The organism is Pseudomonas sp. AC255 (assembly GCF_979258175.1).
The window spans coordinates 561,318-576,678 of record NZ_OZ409841.1; the positions used below are offsets into that span (position 1 = coordinate 561,318).

At 60.4% G+C, this 15,361-nt stretch carries 11 protein-coding genes and 1 pseudogene; 8 read left to right on the forward strand and 4 right to left on the reverse strand.

Going from position 1 to position 15,361, the window contains the following annotated elements; translation table 11 throughout:
• Nucleotides 1-174: 174 nt before the first annotated feature.
• The 7 genes from treP to tadA all read left to right on the forward strand — a co-directional run bounded on the left by treP (nt 175) and on the right by tadA (nt 9,578).
• Nucleotides 175-1,617 (forward strand): PTS system trehalose-specific EIIBC component, encoded by a 1,443-nt coding sequence (gene treP, locus ACZZ0K_RS02750; RefSeq protein ID WP_041479919.1) that lies wholly within the window; start codon nt 175-177, stop codon nt 1,615-1,617.
• A 117-nt stretch (nt 1,618-1,734) separates the two neighbouring features.
• The gene (treC, locus tag ACZZ0K_RS02755; protein ID WP_056790136.1) at nt 1,735-3,381 is read left to right on the forward strand and encodes an alpha,alpha-phosphotrehalase; all 1,647 of its coding nucleotides are present in this window, start codon (nt 1,735-1,737) and stop codon (nt 3,379-3,381) included.
• A gap of 107 nt (nt 3,382-3,488) precedes the next feature.
• Nucleotides 3,489-4,712, forward strand: a complete 1,224-nt coding sequence (locus ACZZ0K_RS02760; protein ID WP_252884795.1) for a maltoporin — start codon at nt 3,489-3,491, stop codon at nt 4,710-4,712.
• 50 nt (nt 4,713-4,762) lie between these two features.
• Entirely contained in the window at nt 4,763-7,291 is a 2,529-nt protein-coding gene (gene ptsP / locus ACZZ0K_RS02765; RefSeq protein ID WP_252884794.1) for a phosphoenolpyruvate--protein phosphotransferase, read from the forward strand.
• Nucleotides 7,292-7,293: 2 nt separating this feature from the next.
• Nucleotides 7,294-7,584 (forward strand): PTS transporter subunit EIIB, encoded by a 291-nt coding sequence (locus ACZZ0K_RS02770; protein ID WP_258707151.1) that lies wholly within the window; start codon nt 7,294-7,296, stop codon nt 7,582-7,584.
• A gap of 117 nt (nt 7,585-7,701) precedes the next feature.
• Nucleotides 7,702-9,078: a multicopper oxidase family protein gene (locus ACZZ0K_RS02775; protein ID WP_041479914.1), complete on the forward strand. Its 1,377-nt coding sequence runs from the start codon at nt 7,702-7,704 to the stop codon at nt 9,076-9,078.
• On the forward strand, nt 9,078-9,578 hold the full coding sequence (gene tadA, locus ACZZ0K_RS02780; protein WP_252882622.1) for a tRNA adenosine(34) deaminase TadA: 501 nt from the start codon (nt 9,078-9,080) through the stop codon (nt 9,576-9,578). The genes ACZZ0K_RS02775 and tadA overlap by 1 nt, the downstream gene beginning before the upstream one ends.
• A gap of 166 nt (nt 9,579-9,744) precedes the next feature.
• Here tadA and cmoB read toward each other — a convergent pair whose 3' ends face one another.
• The 4 genes and pseudogenes from cmoB to lon form a co-directional block, all read right to left on the reverse strand.
• On the reverse strand, nt 9,745-10,701 hold the full coding sequence (gene cmoB, locus ACZZ0K_RS02785) for a tRNA 5-methoxyuridine(34)/uridine 5-oxyacetic acid(34) synthase CmoB (RefSeq protein ID WP_095181720.1): 957 nt from the start codon (nt 10,699-10,701) through the stop codon (nt 9,745-9,747).
• On the reverse strand, nt 10,698-11,441 hold the full coding sequence (gene cmoA, locus ACZZ0K_RS02790; RefSeq protein ID WP_252878841.1) for a carboxy-S-adenosyl-L-methionine synthase CmoA: 744 nt from the start codon (nt 11,439-11,441) through the stop codon (nt 10,698-10,700). Before cmoA ends, cmoB begins: the two co-directional genes overlap by 4 nt.
• Before the next feature lie 193 nt (nt 11,442-11,634).
• Nucleotides 11,635-12,026: pseudogene (locus ACZZ0K_RS02795) on the reverse strand (protease inhibitor I42 family protein).
• Nucleotides 12,027-12,242: 216 nt separating this feature from the next.
• On the reverse strand, nt 12,243-14,657 hold the full coding sequence (lon, locus tag ACZZ0K_RS02800; protein WP_463558958.1) for an endopeptidase La: 2,415 nt from the start codon (nt 14,655-14,657) through the stop codon (nt 12,243-12,245).
• Between the two features lie 396 nt (nt 14,658-15,053).
• Between lon and ACZZ0K_RS02805 the strand changes: the two genes are divergently transcribed.
• The gene (locus ACZZ0K_RS02805) at nt 15,054-15,242 is read left to right on the forward strand and encodes a hypothetical protein (protein WP_150638598.1); all 189 of its coding nucleotides are present in this window, start codon (nt 15,054-15,056) and stop codon (nt 15,240-15,242) included.
• Nucleotides 15,243-15,361 lie beyond the last annotated feature (119 nt).

The window sequence follows — 15,361 nt, forward strand, 5'->3', positions numbered from 1 at the left end:
TCCATGCGGACGAAGGAAAACATCTTAGGTCGGAGTAGGAAGAATCCGCATTTTTCTGACGTTCATCCACGGACGCAAACTCGTACAGACGAGTTGTTGCATTAACTCGTACAGACGAGTATTTTTCCTCTCGGCGTGCTGCCAATAACAACAATCCACGACGGAAGAACAAGCATGAGCCATGACTACCCGAACATCGCCAAGGAGCTGCTGGAAAGCCTCGGTGGCCGCGACAACATCGAGCAGGCGGCGCATTGCGTGACGCGTTTGCGCCTGGCGCTGAAGAACCCCGCGCTGGTGAATGTGGCCGCGCTCAATGGCGTCGATCTGGTCAAGGGTTCGTTCTTCACCGGCGGCTTGTATCAAGTGGTCATCGGCCCGGGCGATGTTGAAAAGGTTTATGCCGAACTGCGCCAGCAGACGGGCCTGGCGGCATCGACCATCGCCGACGTTAAACAGAAAAGCGCCGAGAAGATAAACGCCATGCAGCGGCTGGTGCGGGTGTTTTCCGATGTGTTCATGCCGATCCTGCCGGCGCTGATCATTGCCGGCCTGTTGATGGGCATCAACAACCTGCTCGGTGCCAAGGGCATGTTCATCGAGGGCCAGACCCTGCTGGATGCCTATCCCAACCTCGACGGGTTGTGGAGCCTGATCAATCTGATGGCCAACACCTCGTTCGTGTTCCTGCCGGCGCTGGTCGGCTGGTCGGCGGCCAAGCGTTTCGGCGGCAGCGAAATCCTCGGCATTGTCCTCGGTCTGATGCTGGTACACCCGGACCTGCTCAATGCCTGGAATTACGGCAAGGCCGTGGCCGGGCTGGACGGGCAGCAACTGCCGTACTTCGACATCCTCGGCCTGTTCCAGGTGGAAAAGGTCGGCTACCAGGGGCAGATCTTGCCGATCCTGCTGGCGGCGTACGTGATGAGCGTCATCGAAAAATGGCTGCGCGCGCGAGTGCCCAACGCCGTGCAATTGCTTGTGGTGCCGATCACCACCATCGTTGTCACTGGTGTGCTGGCGCTGGCGATCATTGGCCCGGTGACCCGGCATATCGGCATCTACATCACCGAAGGGCTGGTGATGCTGTTCGATCTGGCGCCGTTGGTGGGAGGTCTGATTTTCGGTTTGCTGTATGCGCCGCTGGTAATCACCGGCATGCACCACATGTTCCTCGCCGTGGATCTGCAATTGATCTCCAGCCAGGGCGGCACCTTCATCTGGCCGATGATTGTCATGTCCAATCTGGCGCAGGGCAGTGCGGCCCTGGCGGTGTTCTGGATGACGCGCAATGCGCGAGACAAGAGCATGGCTTCTACCTCGGCGATTTCTGCGTATTTCGGCATCACCGAGCCGGCGATGTTCGGCGTCAATCTGCGCTACAAGTTTCCGTTCTACGCCGCGCTGGCCGGTTCGGCGCTGGGTTGCATGTTCCTCTCGCTGAACAAGATCCAGGCCTCGGCCATCGGCGTCGGTGGCCTGCCCGGTTTCATCTCGATCATTCCGCAGTTCATCCCGATGTTCGTCATCGGGATGCTGATTGCAATGCTCGTGCCGTTTGCCCTGACCTGCGTGCTGAGCATGAAGATCGTCCGCCCGGGTTACCGGGTTGCCTGAAATTGAACTGTAGAAGCTGCCGGAGGCTGCGATCTTTGATCTTGCCTTTCAAAATCGAAAGATCGCAGCCTCCGGCAGCTCCTACAGAGATCGTAAAATTCAAGAGGGAAATCCGCCATGCAAGACTGGCAACGTTCGGTGATCTACCAGATCTACCCGAAGAGCTTTCACAGCCATGCCGGCAACGCCACCGGCGATCTGCTCGGCATCGTCGCCAAGCTCGATTACCTGCAATGGCTGGGGGTCGATTACCTGTGGATCACGCCGTTCCTGCGCTCGCCGCAGCGCGATAACGGCTACGACATCAGCGACTACTACGCGGTCGATCCGAGCTACGGCAGCATGGCCGACTGTGAACTGCTGATCGCCGAAGCGGGCAAACGCGGAATCAAGTTGATGCTCGACATCGTGGTCAACCACACCTCGATCGAGCATGTGTGGTTCCAGCAGGCGCGCAGCAGCCTCGACAACCCTTACCGCGACTTCTATATCTGGCGCGACCAGCCGAACAACTGGGAATCCAAGTTCGGCGGTTCGGCCTGGGAGTACGAAGCGCAGACCGGCCAGTATTATCTGCACCTGTTCGACCACACCCAGGCGGATCTCAATTGGGACAACCCCAAGGTCCGCGACGAAGTGTTCAAGATGATGCGCTTCTGGCGCGACAAGGGCGTCGGTGGCTTTCGTCTGGACGTGATCAACCTGATCTCGAAACCGGCGGACTTCCCCGAAGACGACAGCGATGGTCGGCGCTTCTACACCGACGGGCCGAACGTGCACACCTACTTGCAGCAGATGCACCGCGAAGTCTTCGAAGGGCATGAGCTGATCAATGTCGGAGAAATGTCTTCGACCCGCCTCGAACATTGCATTCGTTACTCCAACCCGCAGTCGAAAGAACTGTCGATGACCTTCAACTTTCATCACCTGAAGGTCGATTACCCGAATCTGCAGAAGTGGGTGCGCGCCGATTTCGATTTCCTCCAGCTCAAGCAGATTCTCTCCGACTGGCAGACCGGCATGCAGGCGGGTGGCGGCTGGAATGCGCTGTTCTGGTGTAACCACGATCAGCCACGCGTGGTCTCGCGGTTCGGCAATGACGGCGAATACCGCGAGTTGTCGGCGAAGATGCTTGGTACCGCGCTGCACTTTCTGCAGGGCACGCCTTTCGTCTATCAGGGCGAAGAACTGGGCATGACCAATCCGGGGTTCGAGAGCATCGAGCAATACCGTGACGTCGAGACCCTGAATATCTTTCGCCTCAAGCGTGAAGCCGGGGCAAGCGACCTCGACAACATGGCAGCGATCATGCAGAAGTCCCGCGATAACGGGCGCACGCCGATGCACTGGCACGCCGGGCACAACGCCGGCTTCACTCGCAGCGAACCATGGATCGGTGTGCCGGCCAATGCCGCACAGATCAACGTCGCGCATCAACTGCACGACCCGGAATCGGTGCTGCATCACTATCGGCGCCTGATCGCTTTACGCCGCACTGAAGCGTTGATCTCCGATGGCATCTATCGGCAGTTGTTGCCGGAGCATCCACAGGTCTGGGCGTACCTGCGCGAGGGGACGGGAGAACGCTTGTTAGTGGTGAACAACTTCTATGGCACTGCCTGTGAGGTCGAGCTACCGGCGCTGATCGACGAAGCCCAGGAGCAGCGCCTGCTGATCAGCAACTACCCGGACTGCCCGCAACGCACGAGTTTGCTGCAGTTGCGACCTTACGAATCCTTCGTGCTGCACCTGACCGACCCCTGATTTTTTAACTGAATAACAACCTTTGAAAAAAACACGCAGAACGCTGCGCGGGGATTTGTGCGCGCTGAATTCCTGCAACCACACAATAAAAACAACGGGTGGCATATATGAGAGCAACCATAAATTACAGTCTGGCAGTCGCGGGGATTTGTCTGGCAATGCCCACGTCATCACAGGCGCTGGAGTTCGGCGGCTATCTGCGCAGCGGTGTCGGAACCTCGGTCAACAGCAGCAGCCAGTCGTGTTTCCAGTTGCCCGGCGCGCAGACCAAATATCGCCTCGGTAACGAGTGCGAGCAGTACGGCGAGCTCGAGCTGCGCCAGGATCTGTACACCCTCGAAGACGGCTCGGTGCTGAGCGTCGACGGCATGGCATCGCTGTACAACCGCTACGACCGCAGCCTGACGTTCAAGGAAGACAACGGCTCGATTCGCCTGCCCCAGGCTTACGCGCAATGGTCGGCGATGCCTGCGCTCAATGGCGGCTCGCTGTGGGCCGGTCGGCGCTACTACAAACGTAACGACATCCATATTTCCGATTTCTATTACTGGAACCAGAGCGCCACCGGTGCAGGCATTGAAGACGTGTTGCTCGGTGGCCTGAAATACAGCTACGCCTTTTCGCGCAAGGACAACCTTTACCAAAAGGATTACATCAACCGCCACGACTTCAACGTCGGCGGTTTCAACAGCAACCGCGGCGGAGAACTGGAGTTCGGCCTCAGCTACATCGACAAGCCCGACAGCCGCGACGCCCACCGTGGCTGGGCGATTACCACTCAGCACGTGCAGCAGGACTTTCTCGGCGGCAAGAACAAACTGGCGCTGCAATACGGCGAAGGGCCGGGCACCGGATTGGGCTATACCGGTAACGTCAGGCTTGATGACCGCAACAAGAGTTATCGGATCGTCGAGTTCTTCGACTGGCAACTGACGCCACGTTTTGGCGGACAATTCCAGGCGGTGTATCAGAAAGATATTCGTCAGGGCGACGCCGACCAGAACTGGCTGTCACTCGGTGTGCGCCCGGCCTATGCACTGAGCGAGCAGTTCAAACTGGTGACCGAACTGGGTCACGATCAGGTCGAGGCGGCGGACGGCACGCGCAAGCTGAGCAAGTTCACCTTTGCACCGACCTGGTCACCAAAAGGCCCGGAATTCTGGGCGCGGCCCGAAGTACGTCTTTATTACACCTATGCCAGCTGGAACCAGGCAGCCAAGCGTGCCGCCAACCTGTTGGCCAAAGGTTCGGCGCTGTCCGACACCGGCGCCTTCGGCAACGCACGGCACGGGGCCAATGTCGGGCTGCAGGTTGAATACTGGTGGAAATAAGCAAAGCGGCTGCGACCGCTCATTCAATCAATACACGCTCAGGTGATGTCATGGCCACACCCCAACAATTGCAGCTGCTGGCTCCTTTATCCGGCGTGCTGATGGCGCTGGACCAGGTGCCCGACCCGGTGTTTGCCGGGCGGATCATCGGCGACGGTTTGTGCATCGACCCGACTTCGTCAACGCTCTGCGCACCGTTGGCCGGTTTGATCAGCGATGTGCAGACCAGCGGGCATGCGCTCACCATCACCAGTGATGCGGGTGTGCAGGTGTTGATGCACATCGGCCTGGACACGGTGAATCTCGCCGGCGAAGGATTCACCCGCCGCGTTGACGTGGGGCAGCGGGTCGAAGCGGGGCAGCCGCTGATCGACTTCGATGCTGACTACATTGCCCTGCACGCGCGCAGTTTGTTGACCTTGATGCTGGTGGTCAGCGGCGAGACGTTCGATTCACTCGTTGGCTCAACCGGGTTGGTCGAGGTGGGCCAGCCAGTGCTGGAGGTCGTGGTCGGCGCAGCCATCGGCGAACATCCAGCGCCGGTGCCGGGCGACGCGGTGTTCTCGCAGCCGATCAACCTGCCCAATCCCAATGGCCTGCACGCGCGGCCGGCGGCAGTATTCGCCCAAGCGGCCAAAGCATTTTCAGCGACCATCCATCTGCACAAGCTGCAAGCTCAAGCCAACGGCAAATCCCTGGTGGCGATCATGGCGTTGCAAACGGCCCATGGCGACAGCGTGCAGGTCAGCGCCGAAGGTGGAGATGCCGAGGCAGCGGTCGCGGCGCTGACACGCTTGCTGGGCGAAGGCTGCGGTGAAGCGGTCACAGCGCCCGCGCCGGTCGAAGCCGATGCAGCGGAAATGCCGAACATCCTGCGCGGTGTCTGCGCCTCGCCCGGTTCGGCGTTGGGGCAAGTCATGCAGATTGTCGAAGCGTCGCTCATGGTCAACGAGTTCGGCGCCGAGCCGCCAGTTGAACTGGAGGCGTTGAGCCAAGCCCTGATCGAAGCCGACATGGCCCTGCAACATCTGCGCGACACCGCCAGCGGCCTAGCGCAGGCGGAGATCTTCAAGGCGCATCAGGAACTGCTCGCCGACCCGAGCCTGCTGGATCAGGCCCGGGCGCTGATCGACGCGGGCAACAGCGCGGCGTTTGCCTGGAAGACCAGCACCGACGCAACGGCGGCGATGTTTCGCTCGCTGGGCAATGCCTTGCTGGCTGAGCGCGCGGCGGATCTGGATGATGTCGGCCAGCGCGTGCTGAAGCTGATCCTCGGTGTTCACGAACAAGCGCTGGAGTTGCCGGACGACACCATTCTGATCGCCGATCAGTTGACCCCGTCCCAGACCGCCGGGCTCGATACGCGCAAAGTGCTCGGGTTTGCCACCGTCGGCGGTGGCGCCACCAGCCATGTCGCGATCCTCGCGCGAGCCTGCGGTTTACCGGCGATCTGCGGCATGCCGGCGCAAATGCTCGGGCTCGGCAACGGCACGCGGGTGCTGCTCGATGCCGACAAAGGCGAATTGCAGTTGCACCCGGACGCCGAGTCCATTGATCAATTGCGCACGCGGCATGAGCGCCAGCGCCAGCGTCATCAGCAGGAACTGGCGCAGGCCAGCGAGGCGGCCTGCACCCGTGACGGTCAGCACATCGAAGTCACCGCCAACGTTGCCTCGCAGGGCGAAACCGCCCAGGCCATGGAGCTGGGCGCGAGTGGCGTGGGGCTGCTGCGTTCGGAATTTCTCTACCTGGGCCGTCAACAGGCGCCGAGCCATGACGAACAGGTGGCCACTTACAGCGCCATCGCGCGCACCATCGGGCCGGCACACAATCTGGTGGTGCGCACCCTCGATGTCGGTGGCGACAAACCGCTGGCTTATGTGCCGATGGACAGCGAAACCAATCCTTTCCTCGGTTTGCGTGGCATTCGTCTGTGCCTTGAGCGACCGCAACTGTTGCGCGAGCAGTTCCGTGCAATCGTCGCCTGCTGTGAACTGACGCGTCTGCACATCATGTTGCCGATGGTCACGAATTTGGCCGAACTGCGTCTGGCGCGGCAGATTCTCGAGCAAGAAGCGCGGGTGCTGGGCCTGGCGCACCTGCCAAAGCTGGGAATCATGATCGAAGTGCCTGCCGCTGCGCTGATGGCCGATGTGCTGGCGCCGCACGTGGATTTCTTTTCCATCGGCACCAACGATCTCACCCAATACACCCTGGCCATGGACCGCGATCATCCGCGTCTGGCCAGTCAGGCGGACAGCTTTCACCCTTCGGTGCTGCGCCTGATTGCCATGACGGTGAAGGCTGCGCATGCCCACGGCAAATGGGTCGGCGTCTGCGGCGCCATGGCGTCTGAACGCCTTGCCGTGCCGTTGCTGCTGGGGCTGGGTGTGGATGAGCTGTCGGTGAGCGTGCCGTTGATTCCGGCGATCAAGTCGGCGGTGCGCGAGGTGGATCTGGCCGACTGTCGAATCATCGCCGAACAGGTTTCGAACCTGGAAAGCGCCGCCGACGTGCGCGCAGCCTTGCAGCAGTTTCATGGGGCGAAAGTCGATGCCTCGCCGGTTATGGAGAATTGAACATGTTCGACAAATTGCAGCAGGCATTCTGGAAAGCACTGACGCCGGATCTGGTCCCGGATGAGGTGAAAGCCATCGCTGAACCGGTTGCCGGCCTGAGCGCCGAGATCGTAGCGGCGCTGGGTGGTGTGGATAACCTCAAGTCGCAGCAACCGGTGGCGCTGACTCGGGTGCGCGTGGCGCTGCACGACGCGGCCCGTGTCGACCGTCAGGCACTGAGTGTGGCCGGTGTGACGGGCGTCATGCCGCTTGAGGGCGGCGTGCTGCACCTGATTACCGGGCTGCGCGTATAAGGCCGACAAGACGTGCGGCCGCAGGTCGCCCTTACTGTTTCTCAACTGCGGGTGTATCGTATTCGCCTTTTGCGGATCCCTCGGGGTCTGTCGCTGATACGTGAGGTAGTTGAGTTCATGTCCTTTACCCGTCGCCAAATCCTCGGTGGCCTGGCCGGTCTTGTTGTCGTTGGCGTGGGCGCGGGAGGCGCGTCGCGTTACTGGCTGGGCAAGATGGCCGACGCCGAGGCCGGCCACGACTATGAACTGATCGCCGCGCCGCTGGATGTCGAGCTGGTGCCGGGCCACAAGACCGAAGCCTGGGCGTTCGGCCCGTCGGCGCCGGGCACCGAATTACGCGTGCGCCAGGGTGAATGGCTGCGGGTGCGTTTCATCAATCACTTGCCGGTGGCGACTACCATTCACTGGCACGGTATCCGCCTGCCGCTGGAAATGGACGGCGTGCCTTACGTGTCGCAACTGCCGGTGCTGCCGGGCGAATATTTCGACTACAAATTCCGTGTGCCGGACGCTGGCAGCTACTGGTATCACCCGCATGTCAGCAGCAGCGAAGAACTCGGACGCGGGCTGGTCGGGCCGCTGATCATCGAGGAACGCGAGCCGACCGGTTTCAAGTACGAGAAAACCCTGAGCCTGAAGAACTGGCATGTCGACGAGCAAGGTCAGTTCGTCGAATTCAGCATCCCCCGCGAAGCGGCCCGTGGCGGTACCGCCGGGCGCTTGTCGACGATCAATGGTGTGCCGCTGCCGGTGATTGATCTGCCGGCCGGGCAGGTCACCCGGGTGCGTCTGCTTAACCTCGACAACACCCTGACCTATCGCATCAACATTCCCGGTGTCGAAGCGAAGATCTACGCGCTGGATGGCAATCCGGTCGAGCCACGACCATTGGGCAAGGAATACTGGCTCGGCCCCGGCATGCGCATTTGCCTGGCGATCAAGGCGCCGGCGGCCGGTGAAGAGTTGTCGCTGCGCAACGGCCCGGTGCGTCTGGGCACGCTGCGTTCAGTCGCCAACACCGACGCGCCGACGGACTGGCCGAAGGCCCTGCCGGCCAACCCGGTGGCCGAGCCGGACCTGGCCAATGCCGAGAAACTCAACTTCAATTTCGAATGGGTCGGCTCGGTCTCGGTGAACACCGAAAACGGCAAACCGCCGAGCCTGTGGCAGATCAACGGCAAGGCCTGGGACATCACCGACAAGACCTGTGCTGACCGACCGATTGCCAGCCTGAAACTGGGCCAGAGCTATATTTTCGAATTGAAGAACATGACCCAGTACCAGCACCCGATCCACCTGCACGGCATGAGCTTCAAGGTGATCGCGTCGAACCGGCACAAAGTCGTGCCGTACTTCACCGACACTTATCTGCTGGGCAAGAACGAGCGTGCGCAAGTGGCGCTGGTGGCGGATAACCCGGGGGTGTGGATGTTCCACTGCCATGTCATCGACCACATGGAAACCGGCCTGATGGCCGCGATCGAGGTGAAGTGATGCGCCAGATCCGCCCGGCGGCGATCATCGACCGCAGTCGCGACCGCGACTTCATGCGCGAAGCCTTGATCCTCGCCGCACAGGGCGCTGCCCTCGGTGAGGTGCCGGTGGGCGCGGTGCTGGTGCACGATGGCGTGATCATCGGTCGCGGCTTCAATTGCCCGATCAGCACCAGCGACCCGAGTGCCCATGCGGAAATGGTCGCGATCCGCGCCGCCGCGCAGGCCGTGGATAACTATCGCCTGCCGGGCAGCACGCTGTATGTGACGCTGGAGCCTTGCAGCATGTGCGCCGGGCTGATCGTGCATTCGCGGGTGGCGCGGGTGGTGTACGGCGCGCTGGAACCCAAGGCCGGGATTGTGCAGAGTCAGGGGCAGTTTTTTACCCAGGGATTTTTGAATCACCGGGTGTTGTATGAGGGCGGGGTGCTGGCTGAAGAATGTGGTGCGGTGCTGACCGAGTTTTTCCGCGCCAGACGCACTAAAAGCCCCTCACCCTAACCCTCTCCCAGAGGGAGAGGGGACCGACCGAGTTGAATGGACCAAGTCCGCCGACCTGAAATACCGAGTCGGACTCAAGTTTTGAAAAGCTCAACAATCAGCGCCCTCTCCCTGGGGAGAGGGCTGGGGTGAGGGGTAGGCCCACCGCGGTCATGGGAAAATACGCTTACTTCCTGGCGACGATAACTGCCCGCATCGGCGCCGGCAGCCCTTCAATGGTTTTGCTGTGATCCTCGGGATCCAGAAAATCACTCAGCGACTGATACTTCATCCACTCGGTCCCGCGTTGTTCTTCCACCGTCGTGGTACTGACATCCACACAACGAATATCGCTGAATCCGGCTCTGCGCAGCCACAATTCCAGCGCCGGAACCGACGGCAAAAACCACACGTTGCGCATCTGCGCGTAGCGATCTTCCGGCACCAGCACCTGATGCTTGTCGCCTTCGACCACGAGGGTTTCCAGCACCAGTTCGCCGCCCTTGACCAGGCAATCCTTCAGCGCCAGCAAATGCTCGATCGGCGAGCGACGGTGATAGAACACGCCCATGGAAAATACTGTGTCGAAGCCTTCCAGATTCGGCGGCAGGTCTTCGAATGGGAACGGCAGGTGCCAGGCATTCGGCTCGGACAAGTAACGCTGCACCGCCTGGAACTGGCAGAAGAACAGCCAGTTCGGGTCGACCCCGATCACGCTGTCGGCGCCGGCGCCGAGCATGCGCCACATGTAGTAGCCGTTGCCGCAGCCGACATCGAGGATGCGTTTGCCCTTCAGGTCGAGGTGCGGGGAGACCCGCGACCACTTCCAGTCCGAACGCCATTCGGTGTCCACATGCACACCGAACAGGTCGAACGGCCCTTTGCGCCACGGCGACAGACCCATCAGCGCGGTGCGCATCTGCGCGCGGGTGTCGTCGTCGCAATCGGTGTCGAGTTTCAGGCCGTTGAGCAGGTCGACTTCGCTTGGCTGGATCTTCGGCAAGGCGTCCAGCGCACTTTGCCAGCGCTCCAGATCGCCGTGGCCTTTGTCCATTTTCTTGTCGAGTTGCGCTTGCAGCGTGTTGGCCCATTCGGCCAGCGGTGTACCGGCCAGACGCCGGGCGAGGGGGGACAGATCAATCATGGCAAGGCAATCAACGAGGCAAAGTTAAGACACTGGAACCACGGCACGACTTTCGAGAACCCGGCGGCCAGCAGGCGTTCGCGATGTTCTTCGAGGCTGTCGGGCTTCATGACGTTTTCGATGGCGCTGCGCTTCTGGGCGATTTCCAGTTCGCTGTAGCCGTTGGCGCGTTTGAACGCCACGTGCAGATCGGTGAGCAGCGCATGCTCTTCGGCATCGTTGAAGCGCAGCTTCTCCGAGAGAATCAGCGCGCCGCCGGGCAACAGTGACTGACGGATGCGCGAGAGCAATTCAGTGCGCTGATCCGGGGCGATGAATTGCAGGGTGAAGTTCAGCGCGACTACGGAGGCGGGCTCAAATTGCAGCGCGAGGATATCGCCCTCAATTACCTCGACCGGCAGCAGTTCCTGAAACATCGAATCCTGACCATTGAGATACTCGCGGCAACGCTCGACCATCGCCGCCGAGTTATCCACAGCAATAACCCGGCAGCCGTCGGTGCGCACATGACGGCGCAGGGCTTGAGTCACTGCGCCGAGCGACGAGCCGAGGTCGTAGAGCACGCTGTTCGGCTGGGCGAATTGCGCCGCGAGCACGCCGAGGTTTTCGACGATGGTCGGGTAACCCGGCACCGAGCGCTTGATCATGTCCGGGAACACCCGCACCACGTCTTCATTGAAGGCGAAGTCAGGCACCTGGGCCAAAGGCTGGGCGAATAGGCGATCGGGTTCTTTGCTCACGGCGGCGTCCGGCGGTGTCGGTGGAAAAGGCCGGCATTTTAGCCAAAGTGGCGCGGGGATGCTTGGGTTGTCTGATAAAGCACCGAACCGGGTGTAATTCTCGCCGTCTGGGATATGGCTTTCGCGAGCAGGCTCGCTCCCACAGGGGGCGCGGTGATCTATCGGAGCGAGCCTGCTCGCGAAGAAGCTGCAGTCAGTTCACCGAAATGGCGCAGTCGAAGGTCTCAACAGGCAGCACTTCCGGTGCCCACGGTTGTTGCGAGGTCAGGCGCAAACGCCCGGTGCCTGCTGCGAAGGCCTGGAAGCGCCAGGTCGAAACCCCCGCTGCGCCAACCACGCCGGCATCTTCCGGATTGCTGTAAACCTCGGGGCTGAGGGCGCGCAACACGCCGCCAGCTGAATCCTGAATCGCCCAGCGGTAGCCGGTGGTCGGGTTGCTTGGCAGGCTGATGATCAGGTTTTGCCCGATGTTGAGTCGCACGGGACATTCGCTTTGTTTTTCCACAGTCACGTTGTGTTTCGGTTGCGTGGCGCAGGCCGCCAGCAAGGAAAGGGCGAGGGGGAAAACAGGCGAATGGGGGACATGAGGTCAGCAGCTCCGGCGGTTACGACGAACGGCGAGCATAACTGAAGATGGGACAAAGTGTGACGGTCAGGGAGTTCCGTGTTGGCAGCACTGAAGCCATCGCTGGCAAGCCAGCTCCCACAGGTTTCTCGGTTGACCACAAGATTTGTGGGCACATTGAACATTGTGGGAGCTGGCTTGCCAGCGATAGCGGTACATCAGGCACTACATGATTGTCAGAAGAGCACCTTCGCCACGTCCGCAAACCGCTTGGCAAAGTGCACGGTTATCCCTTCCTTCAGATAATCCGGCAACTCGTCGAAATTACCCCGGTTCGGCTCCGGCAGAATCAATTCGAAAATCTTCTGCCGGCGCGCTGCGATCACCTTTTCGCGCACGCCGCCGATCGGCAATACATGCCCGGTCAGGGTCAGTTCGCCAGTCATCGCCACGCCTTTTTTCGGCGGCTGATTACGTGCAAGCGAGAGCAGGGCGCTGGCCATGGTCACGCCAGCGCTCGGGCCGTCCTTCGGCGTTGCGCCTTCCGGTACATGCAGGTGGACGAAGGCTTCGTCGAAGAACTTCGCATCACCACCAAATTGCTTGAGGTGCGAGCTGACGTAGCTGTAGGCGATCTCCGCCGATTCCTTCATCACATCGCCCAATTGCCCGGTGAGCTTGAAGCCCCGGTTGAGCGTATGAATCCGCGTGGCCTCGATCGGCAAGGTCGCGCCGCCCATGCTGGTCCAGGCCAGACCGGTAATCACGCCGGTGCCGGACAGCACTTGCTCATTGCGGAACACCGGATGGCCCAGCGAGGCTTCGAGGTCTTTCGGCCCGAGTTTGATCACCGCTTTCGGATCGTCGATCAGCTTCATCACCGCTTTGCGCACCAGTTTGCCCATCTGCTTTTCCAGCTGTCGCACGCCGGCTTCGCGGGCATAGCCATCGATCAGTGCTTTGAGCGCGCTGTCGCTGATGCTCAGGCTGCCTTTCGATACGCCGGCCTTTTCCAGCAGTTTCGGCCACAGGTGACGCTTGGCGATGGCGACTTTTTCTTCGGTGATGTAGCCGGACAGGCGAATCACTTCCATCCGGTCCAGCAGTGGGCCGGGAATTGAATCCAGGGTATTGGCGGTGCAGACGAACAGGACTTTCGACAAGTCCATGCGCAGGTCGAGGTAATGATCGAGAAATTCGACGTTCTGCTCAGGGTCGAGAGTTTCCAGTAGCGCCGAGGCCGGGTCACCCTGGTAGCTCTGGCCCATCTTGTCGATCTCGTCGAGCATGATCACCGGGTTCATCACTTCGACGTCTTTCAACGCCTGCACCAGTTTGCCCGGTTGGGCGCCGATGTAGGTGCGGCGGTGGCCCTTGATTTCGGCCTCGTCGCGCATGCCGCCGACGCTGAAGCGGTAGAACGGCCGCCCGAGGGATTCGGCGATGGATTTGCCGACGCTGGTTTTACCCACGCCCGGTGGGCCGACCAGCAACACGATCGAGCCGCTGATCTCGCCTTTGTAAGCTCCAACGGCGAGGAATTCGAGGATGCGATCCTTGATGTCGTCCAGACCCGCATGGTGCTTGTCGAGGATTTTGCGTGCGTGCTTGAGGTCGAGTTTGTCCTCGCCGTACACGCCCCACGGCACTGATGTTGCCCAGTCCAGATAATTGCGTGTGACCGCGTACTCCGGCGAGCCGGTTTCGAGGATCGACAGTTTGTGGGTTTCTTCCTCGAGGCGCTTCTGCACTAGCGCCGGCAGGGTTTTGCCTTCGAGGCGCTGCTGGAACTGTTCGAGGTCGGCGCTGCGGTCGTCCTTGGTCAGGCCAAGTTCCTGCTGGATGACCTTGAGTTGCTCCTTGAGGAAGAACTCACGCTGATGCTCGCCGATCTTGCGGTTGACTTCGGCGGAAATCTCTTTCTGCAGGCGCGCGACTTCGACTTCCTTGCGCAGCATCGGCAGGACTTTTTCCATGCGCTTGAGCATCGGCACGCAGTCGAGCACTTCTTGCAGCTCGGGGCCGGTGGCGGAGGTCAGCGCGGCGGCGAAGTCGGTCAGCGGCGACGGGTCGTTGGGGCTGAAGCGGTTGAGGTAGTTCTTCAGCTCTTCGCTGTACAGCGGGTTGAGCGGCAACAATTCCTTGATCGCATTGATCAGCGCCATGCCATAGGCCTTGACCTCGTCGGTCGGCTCGGTGGGCTGGTGCGGGTATTCGACTTCGACCAGGTACGGCGGGCGATGGTGCTTGAGCCAGGTCTTGATGCGCACGCGGCTCAGGCCCTGGGCGACGAATTGCAGTTTGCCGTTTTCGCGGCTGGCGTGGTGCACCTTGACCAGCGTGCCGTATTCGGGGAGGGCGCCGGTGTCGAAGTGGCGCGGGTCTTCCTGGGGCGTGTCCATGAAGAACAGGGCCAGGGAGTGGTGTTCGGATTTGCTGACCAGTTCGAGGGTTTCGGCCCACGGTTCTTCGTTGACGATGACCGGCAGGACCTGGGCCGGGAAGAACGGACGGTTGTGGATCGGAATGATGTAGACCTTGTCCGGCAGGTTTTGCCCGGGCAGCGCCAGGCCGGTGCCGGAGGAGGTGTGTTCGATGTGGTCGTTTTCGTAATCGTCGTGGTTGTCCGGGCGATCTTGCTGGTCGGTCATGGGGCACCTGCGCAATGGGGTATGGGGTGTTAGATGGGGCAGGGGTGGGGTGGTTTCAATGGGGCGGGTGTGTTTCTGCTTGTGTGTTCAGGTTTGCAAAGTTTTTCACCTTGTTAACCTTGGCGGCCGTTGGGCCGGTGGCAAGATCCTTCAGGTCGGCACGGATGCCTAGTGGAATCTAACAATGTCTGTGCATAACTAGCGAAAAACGCGAGTGTTGGTTAGCTTTAACTATTAAATGGAGTTTTGATGGGTTCCGTTCGGCTTATTTCGAACTGGCCTTGAGTCCCTGTAATTTCTGACAGTAGACAACTGACTCAATCGGCCGAAGATTGCGGTTCAATCTCGAACGACAGAGAGGTGTTCGAGAATTTATCAACGTCAAGGAATCGAACCATGAGTCATACCGATACGAAATACAGGGATTTCATCATTCGCGAATATTCTTCCGACACGCCGGGTTTGCGTTTCCAGGTGATCTACAGCGAAACGGAAAAGAGTTTGTTGCTGGAAACCCGCAAGCATGCCGAGCAACTGATCATCGATCGGTTGCAACGGATGGCAAATGGAGGAAAAGCCTTTTGATTCTGTCGGGTCACGCTGACGACAAGCGTTCGAAGGTTGCGATCTTTTGATTTTTTCTTGAAAGCACCGAATTGCCCAAGGCGAAGTGGACAGACTTCATTGATGCCATACACCTTGGT

Coding starts and splice junctions, on each gene's coding strand:
- ACZZ0K_RS02770 (WP_258707151.1), top strand. CDS start 7,294: ATGTTCGACAAATTGCAGCAGGCATTCTGGAAAGCACTGACGCCGGAT.
- ACZZ0K_RS02760 (WP_252884795.1), top strand. CDS start 3,489: ATGAGAGCAACCATAAATTACAGTCTGGCAGTCGCGGGGATTTGTCTG.
- ptsP (WP_252884794.1), top strand. CDS start 4,763: ATGGCCACACCCCAACAATTGCAGCTGCTGGCTCCTTTATCCGGCGTG.
- lon (WP_463558958.1), bottom strand. CDS start 14,657: ATGACCGACCAGCAAGATCGCCCGGACAACCACGACGATTACGAAAAC.
- treC (WP_056790136.1), top strand. CDS start 1,735: ATGCAAGACTGGCAACGTTCGGTGATCTACCAGATCTACCCGAAGAGC.
- ACZZ0K_RS02805 (WP_150638598.1), top strand. CDS start 15,054: ATGAGTCATACCGATACGAAATACAGGGATTTCATCATTCGCGAATAT.
- tadA (WP_252882622.1), top strand. CDS start 9,078: ATGCGCCAGATCCGCCCGGCGGCGATCATCGACCGCAGTCGCGACCGC.
- cmoB (WP_095181720.1), bottom strand. CDS start 10,701: ATGATTGATCTGTCCCCCCTCGCCCGGCGTCTGGCCGGTACACCGCTG.
- treP (WP_041479919.1), top strand. CDS start 175: ATGAGCCATGACTACCCGAACATCGCCAAGGAGCTGCTGGAAAGCCTC.
- ACZZ0K_RS02775 (WP_041479914.1), top strand. CDS start 7,702: ATGTCCTTTACCCGTCGCCAAATCCTCGGTGGCCTGGCCGGTCTTGTT.